The organism is Pseudomonas sp. FP2294, assembly GCF_030687625.1.
Lineage (GTDB): Bacteria > Pseudomonadota > Gammaproteobacteria > Pseudomonadales > Pseudomonadaceae > Aquipseudomonas > Aquipseudomonas shahriarae.
In genome coordinates this window covers 5,707,806-5,719,751 of record NZ_CP117441.1, presented here as the reverse complement: position 1 = coordinate 5,719,751, position 11,946 = coordinate 5,707,806, and the positions used below count along the sequence as shown (strand labels likewise).

The 11,946-nt window shown below is 62.3% G+C and carries 12 protein-coding genes; 6 read left to right on the top strand and 6 right to left on the bottom strand.

Translation table 11 applies throughout. The annotated features are described in order from the left end of the window. Position 1 precedes the first annotated feature (1 nt). Both dut and coaBC read right to left on the bottom strand, forming a co-directional pair. Positions 2 to 457, bottom strand: a complete 456-nt coding sequence (gene dut, locus PSH73_RS25940; RefSeq protein ID WP_057961001.1) for a dUTP diphosphatase — start codon at positions 455 to 457, stop codon at positions 2 to 4. Positions 458 to 462: 5 nt separating this feature from the next. Beyond that, the gene (gene coaBC, locus PSH73_RS25935; protein WP_029289805.1) at positions 463 to 1,671 is read right to left on the bottom strand and encodes a bifunctional phosphopantothenoylcysteine decarboxylase/phosphopantothenate--cysteine ligase CoaBC; all 1,209 of its coding nucleotides are present in this window, start codon (positions 1,669 to 1,671) and stop codon (positions 463 to 465) included. 130 nt (positions 1,672 to 1,801) lie between these two features. Here coaBC and radC point away from each other — a divergent pair, with 130 nt between their 5' ends. After that, positions 1,802 to 2,476: a DNA repair protein RadC gene (gene radC, locus PSH73_RS25930; protein WP_057960999.1), complete on the top strand. Its 675-nt coding sequence runs from the start codon at positions 1,802 to 1,804 to the stop codon at positions 2,474 to 2,476. 47 nt (positions 2,477 to 2,523) lie between these two features. On the opposite strand, the gene PSH73_RS25925 is transcribed toward radC, so the two are convergent. Further along, positions 2,524 to 4,116, bottom strand: a complete 1,593-nt coding sequence (locus tag PSH73_RS25925) for an ABC transporter substrate-binding protein (RefSeq protein WP_305461615.1) — start codon at positions 4,114 to 4,116, stop codon at positions 2,524 to 2,526. A 458-nt stretch (positions 4,117 to 4,574) separates the two neighbouring features. Here PSH73_RS25925 and rpmB point away from each other — a divergent pair, with 458 nt between their 5' ends. Both rpmB and rpmG read left to right on the top strand, forming a co-directional pair. Next, the gene (gene rpmB, locus PSH73_RS25920; protein ID WP_007920377.1) at positions 4,575 to 4,808 is read left to right on the top strand and encodes a 50S ribosomal protein L28; all 234 of its coding nucleotides are present in this window, start codon (positions 4,575 to 4,577) and stop codon (positions 4,806 to 4,808) included. Between the two features lie 11 nt (positions 4,809 to 4,819). Continuing rightward, positions 4,820 to 4,975, top strand: a complete 156-nt coding sequence (gene rpmG / locus PSH73_RS25915) for a 50S ribosomal protein L33 (protein ID WP_003176906.1) — start codon at positions 4,820 to 4,822, stop codon at positions 4,973 to 4,975. 80 nt (positions 4,976 to 5,055) lie between these two features. On the opposite strand, the gene PSH73_RS25910 is transcribed toward rpmG, so the two are convergent. Beyond that, the gene (locus PSH73_RS25910) at positions 5,056 to 5,418 is read right to left on the bottom strand and encodes a cupin domain-containing protein (protein ID WP_057440505.1); all 363 of its coding nucleotides are present in this window, start codon (positions 5,416 to 5,418) and stop codon (positions 5,056 to 5,058) included. A 227-nt stretch (positions 5,419 to 5,645) separates the two neighbouring features. Here PSH73_RS25910 and PSH73_RS25905 point away from each other — a divergent pair, with 227 nt between their 5' ends. Next, positions 5,646 to 7,139, top strand: coding sequence for an aldehyde dehydrogenase (locus PSH73_RS25905; RefSeq protein WP_057440504.1), 1,494 nt, complete (start codon positions 5,646 to 5,648; stop codon positions 7,137 to 7,139). A gap of 166 nt (positions 7,140 to 7,305) precedes the next feature. Next, the gene (locus PSH73_RS25900; protein ID WP_169989474.1) at positions 7,306 to 8,448 is read left to right on the top strand and encodes an MFS transporter; all 1,143 of its coding nucleotides are present in this window, start codon (positions 7,306 to 7,308) and stop codon (positions 8,446 to 8,448) included. 35 nt (positions 8,449 to 8,483) lie between these two features. Here PSH73_RS25900 and PSH73_RS25895 read toward each other — a convergent pair whose 3' ends face one another. Together PSH73_RS25895 and PSH73_RS25890 are read right to left on the bottom strand one after the other, a co-directional pair. After that, on the bottom strand, positions 8,484 to 10,049 hold the full coding sequence (locus PSH73_RS25895) for a phospholipase D family protein (RefSeq protein WP_169960063.1): 1,566 nt from the start codon (positions 10,047 to 10,049) through the stop codon (positions 8,484 to 8,486). Between the two features lie 62 nt (positions 10,050 to 10,111). After that, positions 10,112 to 11,545, bottom strand: coding sequence for a PLP-dependent aminotransferase family protein (locus PSH73_RS25890; RefSeq protein WP_216312021.1), 1,434 nt, complete (start codon positions 11,543 to 11,545; stop codon positions 10,112 to 10,114). A gap of 166 nt (positions 11,546 to 11,711) precedes the next feature. On the opposite strand from PSH73_RS25890, the gene PSH73_RS25885 reads away from it, so the two are divergent. Beyond that, positions 11,712 to 11,945 carry a DUF1127 domain-containing protein gene (locus PSH73_RS25885; RefSeq protein ID WP_115129276.1) on the top strand — a complete coding sequence of 78 codons (234 nt, stop codon included), beginning with the start codon at positions 11,712 to 11,714 and terminating at the stop codon, positions 11,943 to 11,945. Position 11,946: the final 1 nt, after the last annotated feature.

Genomic DNA, 11,946 nt, shown 5'->3' with positions numbered 1-11,946 from the left:
GTCAGTGGCTGCCGGAATGCCCGAAACCGCCCGCGCCACGCTGGGTTTCGTCGAACTCGGTGACCAGTTCGAAATGTGCCTGCACCACCGGCACCAGGACCAGTTGAGCAATGCGCTCGCCGACGGCGATGTTGAAGGCAGTCTGGCCACGGTTCCAGCACGAGACCATCAATTCGCCCTGGTAGTCCGAGTCGATCAAGCCCACCAGGTTGCCCAGCACGATCCCGTGTTTGTGACCCAGGCCGGAGCGCGGCAGGATCAAGGCGGCCAGGCCGGGGTCGCCGACGTAGATCGACAGGCCGGTGGGGATCAGCAGGGTCTGGCCCGGCTCAAGGACGGTGTCTTGCTTGAGCATGGCGCGCAGGTCCAGGCCGGCGGAGCCCGGTGTGGCGTAGGCCGGCAGTGGGAAGTCGGTGCCGAGGCGGGGGTCGAGGATCTTGGCTTGCAAAGCGTGCATGGACATTAAACCTGGTTCAGCCGTTGGGCGATAAAAGAGATCAGTTGGCGGGCAATCTTGCCCTTGCTGGTCTGGGCGAAAAGGGTGGCGTGCAGCTCGCGATCAATCACGCTGCAGGCGTTTTCCTCGCTGTTGAAGCCGATGCTCGGGTTGGCGACGTCATTGGCAACGATCAGGTCGAGGTTTTTGTCTTTCAGTTTGCGTGCGGCGTAGTCCAGCAGGTTTTCGGTTTCGGCAGCGAAACCGACGCTGAACGGACGATCCGCGCGGGTGGCGATGGTGGCCAAAATGTCCGGGTTGCGCACCATTTGCAGGAGCAGGCCGTCGCCGCTTGTAGGGTCTTTCTTGAGTTTTTGTGGGGCAACCACTTCCGGGCGGTAGTCTGCGACCGCTGCCGACGCGATAAACACATCGCAGGGAATCGCCGCCTCACAGGCAGCGAGCATGTCGCGGGCGCTGACTACGTCGATGCGGGTGACCCGGTCCGGGGTCGGCAGATGCACCGGGCCGGTGATCAGAGTCACGCGTGCGCCTGCCTCAACCGCCGCTTCTGCCAGGGCAAAGCCCATTTTCCCTGAGCTATGGTTGGTGATGTAGCGCACCGGGTCGATGTTTTCCTGGGTCGGGCCGGCGGTAATCAGTACGTGCTTACCGGTCAGGGCCAGATGCTGGAAGCACTCGGCGGCACACAGCGCCAGGTCCGTGGCTTCGAGCATGCGCCCCAGGCCGACGTCGCCACAGGCCTGGCTGCCGGAGGCCGGGCCGAAGACCTTGAGGCCACGGCTTTGCAGGAGTTGGGTGTTGGCCTGGGTGGCGGGGTCGCGCCACATGGCCTGGTTCATTGCCGGGGCGATGGCGACGGTGGCGTCGGTGGCCAGCACCAGCGTGGTCAGCAGGTCGTCGGCAATGCCTTGGGCGAGGCGCGCGATGAGGTCAGCAGTGGCGGGTGCGATCAGCACCAGGTCGGCCCATTTGGCCAGTTCGATATGGCCCATGGCGGCTTCGGCTGCCGGGTCCAGCAGGTCCAGGTGCACCGGGTGGCCGGACAGGGCCTGCATGGTCAGCGGGGTAATGAACTCACTGCCGCCACGGGTCATGACCACGCGCACTTCGGCGCCCTGGTCCAGGAGCCTGCGAACCAACTCTGCGCTCTTGTAGGCGGCAATACCGCCGCCGACGCCGAGAACGATGCGTTTCCGATACAGACGCTGCATTGGTTTGCCTTTCCAGTTCAGTGATGGCGTTGCGATCCCCCTCCCCAGGTGAAATCGCGCGCAAAAAAGAGCGGCTAAGATAACACAGCGTCCGCCATGCAACAGCGGCGCACATGCACACGGAGGTGCCATGAGTATTCGCAATTGGCCTGCGGCGGAGCGCCCGCGGGAGAAGCTTTTGGAGTTGGGGGCGGCAAGTCTCTCGGATGCCGAGTTGCTGGCGATTTTCCTGCGTACCGGCGTCTCGGGTAAAAGCGCGGTGGACTTGGCGCGCCATCTGCTGGGGCAATTTGGCAGCCTGCGTTCGTTGCTGGAGGCCCGCCAAACCGTCTTCATCCAGCATCTGGGCCTGGGGCCGGCTAAGTTCGCCCAGTTGCAGGCGGTGCTGGAAATGGGCCGGCGCCATCTGGCCGAGCATGTGCGCAATGAGTCGGTACTGGAAAGCCCGGTTGCCGTGCGTGACTACCTCAAGGCGCTGCTGCGCCATGAGCCCCACGAAATATTCGGCTGCCTGTTTCTTGATTCAAGGCACCGGGTGCTGGGCTTCGAAGCGCTGTTCCAGGGCACCATAGACAATGCCATGGTGTACCCGCGACAGGTGGTCAAGCGCGCCCTGGACTACAACGCAGCGGCGTTGATCCTGTGCCACAACCACCCCTCCGGGAATGCCGAGCCCAGCATTGCTGATCGAAAACTGACCAAGCATCTGCAAAAGGCCCTCGATCTGGTGGACGTGCGGGTACTGGATCACATCATTATCGGCGACGGTGACCCGCTGTCGATGGCCGAATACGGTTGGCTGTAACGCAGTTGCTTGTAGGGGCCGGCTTGCCGGCTCCTACAACGGCCGGGTCAGGGCTTTACGCTGACCTTGGAGAAATCCTGGCGCCCAAACGGGCTGACCTGATACCCCTCGACATTTTTACGGGTCAGGGCAAAGGCCGTCGGATGAGCCAGTGGCAACCACAGCGCCTGCTGCTGGATCTGCGCCTGTGCCTGTTGATACAGCTTGCTGCGCACGCCTTGCTCATTGGTGGTCTTGCCGGCACTGATCAGCTTGTCCAGTGCCGGGTCGCAGTAACGGGCAAAGTTGGTGCCGGATTTTACCGCCGCGCAGGAAAATTGCGGGGTCAGGAAGTTATCCGGGTCGCCGTTGTCCCCGGCCCAGCCCATAAACAGCAGGTCGTGCTCGCCAGCCTTGGCGCGGCGGATCAGCTCGCCCCATTCGATCACGCGGATCTCGGCCTGGATGCCGACCTTGGCCAGGTCCGCCTGCAGCAGTTGTGCGCCCAGGCTTGGGTTGGGGTTGAGCAGGCTGCCCGAGGGCCGGGTCCAAAGGGTGGTCTTGAAGCCGTCACTCAGCCCGGCGCGGGCCAGCAGGGCCTTGGCCTTGGCGATGTCCTGTGGATAACCCGGCAATTCCTTGGCAAAACCCCAGGTATTGGGCGGGTAGGGGCCGGTGGCGGCTTCGGCGGTACCTTCAAACACGGCCTTGAGGTAGCTGGCCTTGTCGAAGGCCAGGTTGATCGCCTGGCGCACTTCTGGCTTGTCCAGCGGTGGGTGCTGGCTGTTGATGGCCACAAACGCGGTCATGAAGGCTGCGGTCTTTTCCACCTTGAGCGCCGCATCCTTTTGCGCTTCGCCGATATCCATGGGCTTGGGTGACAAGGCGATCTGGCATTCATCCCGGCGCAGTTTCTGCAGGCGCACGTTGGCGTCCGGGGTGATGGCGAAGATCAAGTTATCCACAGCAGGCTTGCCGGCGAAGTAATCCGGGTTGGCTTTGTAGCGAATCGCTGCATCTTTCTGAAAACGCCCGAAAACAAAGGGGCCGGTGCCGATGGGCTGGCTATTGAGCTTTTCCGGGGTGCCGGCCTTGAGCAGCTTGTCGGCGTATTCGGCCGGGTAGATCGAGGCAAAGCCCATGCTCAGCGCGGCGAGGAACGTGGAGTCGGCGTGATCCAGGGTAAAGCGCACGGTCAGCGGATCCAGGGCGTCGATCTTTTTGATCAGCGCCGGCAGTTGCAAGGACTGGGCGTGGGGGAAGCCGCTCTGGGCGATCTGGTGCCAGGGATTGGCCGGGTCGAGCATGCGTTCGAAGCTGAAACGTACATCTTCGGCGGTAAGGCTGCGGCTTGGGCTGAAATACGCGGTGCGGTGGAATTTGACGCCCGGGTGCAATTTAAAGGTGTAGGTCAGGCCGTCCGGCGAGACTTCCCAGCTGTCGGCCAGGCTCGGCACCAGCTTGCCGCTCGTGGCGTCGTAGTCCACCAGGCGGTTCATCAGCACATCCGCCGAGGCGTTGGTGGTGGTCAGCGAGTTGTACTGCACCACATCGAACCCTTCGGGGCTGGCCTCGGTGCAGACGCTCAACGTGGAGGCCGCCTGGGCCAGCGGGGCGAGGAAGAGCGGGGCGAGTAGAAGTGGCAGGGCAGCGAGGCGCATGGTCGGTTTCCTTTGCAGATCGGAGGCCCATCTGCGAGTGCAGTCTGGAAAAGGCCTACCGTAGTGGCCTGATTCACAAATGACTAGCCCATTTTTGCCTGTGCATTTAGGACAAATACTGTTTTGATGGCGCTTCAGGTCATTTTGCCCGGGGCCTTGGCCTACAAGCAGCGGCGATAAATCATTCGGTGCGACGAGCGGTCCGGCGGCACGGCGGCCCACCCTGGCAGCGCTTGAGAGCTGCTCGGGCGAGATTTACAGCGGGAAAAACACACCGGCTGTTGTTGCGCTTGGGTCTTTCTGGTATAAAGCAGCGCTCTTTTCTAGGGGCCCGGTTCCTTCACTGTAGGTGTAGCCGGTAAGACCCTTAAAGAAACGCGGCGCCTGGCGCCAAATGACTGAGAGATTAAGCGGCCAACCCATGCCGGGTTGGGCATGTGGTTTTAGAGGGCTGAGGCATGTCGAGAGTCTGTCAAGTTACCGGTAAGGGTCCGGTGACTGGGAATAACATTTCCCACGCAAACAACAAAACCCGTCGTCGTTTCCTGCCAAACCTGCAGCATCACCGCTTCTGGGTTGAAGAAGAGAAACGTTTTGTCCGTCTGCGCGTATCTGCCAAAGGCATGCGCATCATCGACAAGCGTGGCATCACTGTCGTGCTCGCTGAACTGCGCCGCGACGGCAAAATCTAAGGAGCTAAATCATGCGTGAATTGATTCGAATGATCTCTAGCGCCGGTACTGGTCACTTCTACACTACCGACAAGAACAAGCGTACTACCCCGGACAAGCTCGAAAAGAAAATGTTCGACCCGCGCGTTCGCAAGCACGTGATCTACAAAGAAGGCAAAATCAAGTAATTGGTTTTCTTTCTTGTGAAAAAAACCCGCATCTCACGATGCGGGTTTTTTTTGCCTTTTGAAAAGTCGCGGTCGACCGATCAGGCTTTTTCTTCGAACACCACGTAGATCTTGCGGCACGGCTCCAGCACTTCCCAGGTGCCACTGAAACCGGCCGGGATCACGAAGCGGTCACCGGCGCGCAAGGTCTTGGCGTTGCCTTCGGCATCGCGTAGCACCGAAACCCCCTGCACGATCTCGCAGTACTCGTGCTCGGTGTAGTTCACCGTCCATTGCCCGACTTCACCCTCCCAGACCCCGGCGTTCATCTGGCCGCACGGGCTGTTGTAGTGGTTGAAGAGCGTCTGCTCGGGGTCGCCCTTGAGGATTTTTTCTGTGGCGGGGCGGTAGCGTTCGGCGGCGGTGTTCGCCTGGCTGAAATCGACGACATCCTGAATGTTCATGCACGTATCCCGTCTAGGCCTGGGGTTGGAGAGCCAAAGTCTATGTTTATTAAAATGAACATCGCAAGGGCGTTTGCGGCCGTTATGTCAAATATATTGAAACATCCCTTGCGGCTGGTTTAGGGTGGCGGGTGCCTCGGACCGAATAGCTGGCTGGCCGGGCAAGCATTTGGAAGGGAGCGGTTATAACGCCGGGCCCTTATATTTAATAAGAGGAGGACACTCGCATGACCACCCTGACCCGTGCCGACTGGGAACAACGCGCCAAGGATCTGAAGATCGAAGGCCGCGCCTATATCAATGGCGAGTACACCGCCGCAGTTTCCGGCGACACGTTCGAATGCCTCAGCCCAGTCGATGGCCGCCTGCTGACCACGGTTGCCAGTTGTGACGTCGCCGACGCCCAGCGCGCCGTGGAAAACGCCCGCGCCACTTTCAACTCCGGTGCATGGTCTCGCCTGGCCCCGGCCAAGCGCAAAGCCACCATGATCCGTTTCGCCGCGCTGCTCAAGGCCAACGCCGAAGAGCTGGCCCTGCTCGAAACCCTGGACATGGGCAAGCCCATCGGCGATTCCCTGGGCATCGACATCCCTGGCGCGGCGCAAGCCCTGAGCTGGAGTGGCGAGGCCATCGACAAGATTTACGACGAAGTCGCCGCCACCCCCCATGACCAACTGGGCCTGGTGACCCGCGAGCCCGTCGGCGTAGTGGCGGCCATCGTGCCGTGGAACTTCCCGCTGATGATGGCCTGCTGGAAGCTGGGGCCGGCGCTGTCCACCGGCAACTCGGTCGTGCTCAAGCCTTCGGAAAAATCGCCGCTGACCGCCATCCGCATCGCTGCCCTGGCCGTTGAAGCGGGTATCCCCAAGGGTGTGCTCAACGTGCTGCCGGGTTATGGCCACACTGTCGGCAAGGCCCTGGCGCTGCATATGGACGTCGATACCCTGGTGTTCACCGGTTCGACCAAGATCGCCAAGCAACTGATGATCTACTCCGGCGAATCGAACATGAAACGCGTCTGGCTGGAAGCTGGCGGCAAGAGCCCGAACATCGTGTTTGCCGATGCCCCGGACCTGCAAGCCGCTGCCGAATCCGCGGCTGGCGCCATTGCTTTCAACCAGGGCGAAGTCTGCACTGCCGGCTCGCGCCTGCTGGTGGAGCGTTCGATCAAGGACAAATTCCTGCCAATGGTGATCGAGGCCCTCAAGGGCTGGAAGCCGGGCAACCCGCTGGACCCGGCTACCAACGTCGGCGCGCTGGTGGATACCCAGCAGATGAACACCGTGCTGTCGTACATCGAAGCCGGGCACGCCGATGGCGCCAAGCTGGTGGCCGGTGGCAAGCGCACCCTGCAGGAAACTGGCGGTACCTACGTCGAACCGACGATTTTCGACGGTGTGACCAACGCCATGAAGATTGCCCAGGAAGAGATCTTTGGCCCTGTGCTGTCGGTGCTGACGTTCGACAGCGCGGAAGAAGCCGTGGCGATTGCCAACGACACGCCTTATGGCCTGGCCGCTGCGGTCTGGACTTCGGATATCTCCAAGGCGCACCTGACCGCCAAGGCCCTGCGCGCCGGTAGCGTGTGGGTCAACCAGTACGATGGCGGCGACATGACTGCGCCATTTGGCGGGTTCAAGCAGTCGGGCAACGGTCGCGACAAGTCGCTGCACGCGTTCGACAAGTACACCGAGCTGAAGGCGACCTGGATCAAGCTGTAAACCCGGACTCCGGGCCCCAGCTGCAGTAGATCCACATGTGGGAGCGGGCTTGCCCGCGATAGCGGTATATCAGTCACTCATGAGTTGGCTGGTACTCCCTCATCGCGGGCAAGCCCGCTCCCACAGTATTTTGCGTGATCTGGAAATAACCCACAGGAGCGTGGCAATGCGTTGGGCGACTTACTTCGCCGTCCTGGCCTCGGTACTCAGCGTCGGCCTCGCCCTGGGCGTGAGCATGCCGCTGGTGTCCCTGCGCCTGGAAAGCTGGGGCTATGGCAACTTTGCCATCGGCATCATGGCGGCGATGCCGGCGTTCGGTGTGCTGTTGGGCGCCAAGGTCTCCAGCCGCCTGGCTTCCTGGTTGGGCACGGCGAACCTGATGCGTCTGTGCCTGTGGGCTGGGGCGATTTCCATCGGTTTGCTGGCGGTACTGCCCAGCTATCCGGTGTGGCTGGTGCTGCGGTTGATGATCGGGGTGATCCTGACCATCGTGTTTATCCTCGGCGAAAGCTGGATCAATCAACTGGTGGTGGAGCAGTGGCGTGGCCGGCTGGTGGCGCTGTATGGCTGTACCTACGCCTTGAGCCAGCTGTCGGGGCCGTTGTTGCTCGGCGTACTGGGGACCGATCATGACTATGGCTTCTGGGTCGGCGTCGGCCTGCTGATCATTGCGCCGTTCCTGCTGTTGGGGCGCAGCGGGGCGCCGACGGCGGAGGCCTTCAGCGTGACCTTTGGCGATTTGTGGGGTTTTTGCCGGGGCCTGCCGGCGATTGCCTGGGCGGTGGCGTTGTTTGCCGCGTTCGAGGCGATGATTCTGACGCTGCTGCCGGTGTATTGCCTGCAGCAGGGTTTTACCGCTGAGGTGGCGCTGGCGATGGTCAGCACCGTGGTGGTCGGCGATGCCTTGCTGCAATTGCCGATTGGCGCGCTGGCTGATTACCTGCCCAGGCGTACCCTGTTTCTGGGGTGCGCGGTGTTGTTGCTGCTGTCGAGCCTGGCCATTGCGCCGCTGCTCGATACCTGGCTGATCTGGCCGATCTGGGTGCTGTTCGGTGCCAGCGCCGGGGGCTTGTTCACCTTGTCGTTGATCCTGATCGGCGAGCGCTACCGTGACGATGCGTTGGTGCGGGCCAATGCCCATATTGCGCAGTTGTGGGGGATTGGTTGCCTGATCGGCCCACTGGTGGCGGGCGCGGGCAGCCAGTGGATCAGCGGGCATGCGTTGCCATTGTTAATGGCGGCGGGGGCCTTGGGGCTGGTGATTCTGTTGTTGCGCCAAGGGGCGTTTGGCGCCGAGCAGCCGGCCTGACCTGGAAGTGCTCCCAGATTGGATTTTGGTGGTGCTTAGAGCATGCGCTCCAGGCCCACAGTGGTGGCAAACCAGGCATTGAAGCGGCGCCACCAACTGCCCGGCTCGCGGGTCAGGGTGTGCAACTGGCCGTTGTCTTCTGTCACCCATACTACCTGGCCATCCTGCAGCTTCGCCTCATAACTCAAGGCCGGCGCCATCCCTTGCAGGGCCAGGTTGCGTACGTGCTCGGCCAGCTCGGGGCTGTCCACCAGCACGCCAACCTCGGTGTTCCACAGCACCGAACGCGGGTCGAAATTGAATGAGCCGATAAACGACTTCTGCCGATCAAAGATCATCGCCTTGCTGTGCAGGCTGGAGTCCGAGCCATGCAGCGCGCGGCTGCCCAGCAGGTGCGGGCCACTGCCGCCGCCGTCGCCCGGTTGGCGGCGCAGTTCGTACAGTTTCACCCCGTGCTCCAACAGCGCCTTGCGATAGGGCGCATAGCCGCCATGCACTGCCGGTACGTCGGTGGCCTCCAGAGCGTTGGTCAGCAGACGCACGTCGACACCGGCGTCCGCGCGGCCGGTCAGGTACACCAGGCCCGGCTGACCGGGGACGAAGTAGGCCGAAATCATCATCAGTTCACTGTGCACGCCTTCCAGCTCCGGCCCCAGTTGGGTGGTGAGCAACAGTTGCGGGTCAGGATCGGCCTTGGCCAGCACCTTGCTCGGCGCATCCCACAGCGCCTGGTTCCACGCCCAGATCAGCTCCCGGCGCCAGATGTCCATGCGGGGCTGGGTCTGGTAGGTGCGCAGGCGGTTGTACAGGGCATGGTTTTGCTGGCGCGACTCGGCCAGGGAGTTCTCCAGAAGCCCGCGCGCTGTGGCCAGGTCGCGGGAGGACGGGGCGCTGGAGATGAAGTCGGCAATGGGTTTGCTCAGCGCACTGTTCCAGTACTGGTCAAAGCTGTGGCCCAGTTGCTCGGCCACAGGCCCGACGCTGAGCATGTCGATATCGGTGAAGTTCAGGTTGGGCTCGGCATCGAAATACTCATCCCCCAGGTTGCGCCCGCCGACAATCGCCACGCTGTTGTCCGCCAGCCACAGCTTGTTGTGCATGCGCCGGTGCTGCAGCGACAGGTTGAACAGCCGGCCCATGGCCCGTGTCACGCCGGTGCTGCGCCCCAGGTGCAAGGGGTTGAACAGGCGAATCTGGATCTGCGGGTGCGCGGCCAGGGTGGCGATGATCTGGTCCAGGCCGTCGCTGGTGGTGTCATCCAGGAGGATGCGCACCCGCACGCCACGGTCGGCCGCCGTGAGTAACTCGGCCACCAGCATGCGCGTGCTGATGCCGTCATGGACGATGTAGTACTGCAAGTCGAGGCTGGTCTGGGCATTGCGGATCAATTCGGCGCGAGCCATGAACGCTTCGCTGCTGTTGGGCAGCAGGCGGAACCCGGAGCGGCCCTGGTAGGGCGCGGCCTGGGCCTGGATCGAGCGGCCAAAGGCGGACTGCGTCGCCGGCAGCGCCTCGCTGGCCACCCTGGGCACATCCAGGGTGGCGCAACCGCCCAGGCCCAGGAACCCCAGCAAAAAAAACGCTAACAGCCGTTGGCTCATCAAGGCGACAGGTTCCGAATCAGGGCGTTGGTGGGCATATGACGGTGATTGCTGGCAAAAGGTCAGTCCACCCGCTGTTCGGTTTCGGCGAGCATTTTGATCGCCGTTGCCCCGACCTTGCGCACCGCCTCTTCAATCTGGGGGGTTGGTTTGGCAGCGTAGTTCATCCGCAGGCAGTTACGGTATTTGCCCGAGGCCGAGAAGATGCTGCCCACGGCAATCTGTACGCCTTGCTCGACCAAGGCCCGGTTGAGCTTGAGGGTGTCGAAACCTTCTGGCAGTTCCACCCACAACATAAAGCTGCCCTGGGGCCGGCTGGCGCGGGTCCTGGCGGGGAAATAGCGGCTGACCCAATCGAGCATCAGGTCGCGATTGCGCTGGTATTGGCTGCGCATCCGCCGCAAATGCGGCTCGAAGTGCCCGTTCTTGAGGAACTCGGCAATGGCGATCTGCGGCTGGGTGGCGGTGGAGCCGGTGCTGATGTATTTCATGTGCAGCACCCGCTCCAGGTAACGGCCCGGCGCTACCCAGCCGATCCGCAGGCCGGGGGCCAGGGTTTTGGAGAAGGAACTGCAGAGTAGGACGCGGCCATCTTCGTCGAAGGATTTGATGGTGCGTGGTCGCGGGTAGCTGTAGGCCAGCTCGCCATACACATCGTCTTCGATAATCGCCACGTCAAAGCGCTGGGCCAGGGTCAGCAGCGCCCGTTTGCGTGCCTCGGGCATGATGTAGCCCAGGGGGTTGTTGCAGTTGGGGGTCAACTGGATGACTTTGATCGGCCATTGCTCCAGGGCCAGTTCCAGGGCTTCCAGGCTGATGCCGGTGAGCGGGTCGGTGGGGATTTCCAGGGCTTTCATGCCCAGGCCCTTGAGGGTCTGCATGGCGCCGTGGAAGCTTGGCGAGTCGACGGCGACGATATCGCCGGGCTCGCAAATGGCACGGATGCTGGAGGACAGTGCCTCATGGCAGCCGGTGGTGATCACGATGTCCTGGGCGTCGAGTTGGCAGCCGGAATCCAATGACAGACGGGCTATTTGTTCACGCAGCTCCATACAGCCGTAGATATTGTCGTAGTACAGGCCTGGCAGATCCTGGCGGCGGCTGACCCGGGCCAGGCTGCGCAGCAGGGGTTTGAGGGTCGGTGACAGGACATCCGGCATGCCACGGCCCATCTGTATGACATCTTTGCGCGGCACCGCGCGGATCAGTTCCAGCACCTGGTCCCACTGGGAAATCTCCACCGGGCGCTGGGCCGGCCGACCCACGGCAGGCAGCGCGGGCAGTTCGCGACCGACGGGCACGAAGTAGCCGGATTTCGGCTTGGGCGTCGCCAGGCCGTTGTCTTCGAGCATTCGGTAAGCCTGTTGCACGGTGCTCAGGCTGACCCCGTGTTCCACACTCAAGGCACGCACGGAGGGTAAGCGATCGCCGGGGCGATAGAAGCCCTGTTCGATACGGGTGCCCAGCAGTTCGGCGAGGTTGACGTAGAGGGTCATGGCGGTCGCTCCCAGGGGACCAGTACAGATGCAAGGAAAATACAGGATTCAGCCCGTGGTTGGGAGTGTCTGTATGGATTTAATAAAAGTGGGTTGAATCTGTAATGGTTTTGCCGTGCCGTCCATTCTAGTCACTCATGGCAACAGGCAAATGAGGGGCAGGACAATGAGTGGCTTGAGCGATGTGCGGCTGGCATTACACAGTCAGGAACTGGAAGCAGGGCAGGAGCGCGGGCTGACCGGGCTGGCGCCGGGTAATCCGAGCCGTTGGGAACTGTTCTGGCGCCGTCGCCACACGCGCCAGGCCTTGCTGGACCTGACCCCGGAGCAACTGCGCGATATCGGCTTGAGTACTGAACAAGCGCGCCGGGAAGGCTTGAAGCCGTTCTGGCGCGGTTGAG

Coding starts and splice junctions, on each gene's coding strand:
- rpmG (WP_003176906.1), top strand. CDS start 4,820: ATGCGTGAATTGATTCGAATGATCTCTAGCGCCGGTACTGGTCACTTC.
- PSH73_RS25885 (WP_115129276.1), top strand. CDS start 11,712: ATGAGTGGCTTGAGCGATGTGCGGCTGGCATTACACAGTCAGGAACTG.
- PSH73_RS25895 (WP_169960063.1), bottom strand. CDS start 10,049: ATGAGCCAACGGCTGTTAGCGTTTTTTTTGCTGGGGTTCCTGGGCCTG.
- PSH73_RS25900 (WP_169989474.1), top strand. CDS start 7,306: ATGCGTTGGGCGACTTACTTCGCCGTCCTGGCCTCGGTACTCAGCGTC.
- dut (WP_057961001.1), bottom strand. CDS start 457: ATGCACGCTTTGCAAGCCAAGATCCTCGACCCCCGCCTCGGCACCGAC.
- coaBC (WP_029289805.1), bottom strand. CDS start 1,671: ATGCAGCGTCTGTATCGGAAACGCATCGTTCTCGGCGTCGGCGGCGGT.
- PSH73_RS25910 (WP_057440505.1), bottom strand. CDS start 5,418: ATGAACATTCAGGATGTCGTCGATTTCAGCCAGGCGAACACCGCCGCC.
- PSH73_RS25905 (WP_057440504.1), top strand. CDS start 5,646: ATGACCACCCTGACCCGTGCCGACTGGGAACAACGCGCCAAGGATCTG.
- PSH73_RS25925 (WP_305461615.1), bottom strand. CDS start 4,116: ATGCGCCTCGCTGCCCTGCCACTTCTACTCGCCCCGCTCTTCCTCGCC.
- radC (WP_057960999.1), top strand. CDS start 1,802: ATGAGTATTCGCAATTGGCCTGCGGCGGAGCGCCCGCGGGAGAAGCTT.
- rpmB (WP_007920377.1), top strand. CDS start 4,575: ATGTCGAGAGTCTGTCAAGTTACCGGTAAGGGTCCGGTGACTGGGAAT.
- PSH73_RS25890 (WP_216312021.1), bottom strand. CDS start 11,545: ATGACCCTCTACGTCAACCTCGCCGAACTGCTGGGCACCCGTATCGAA.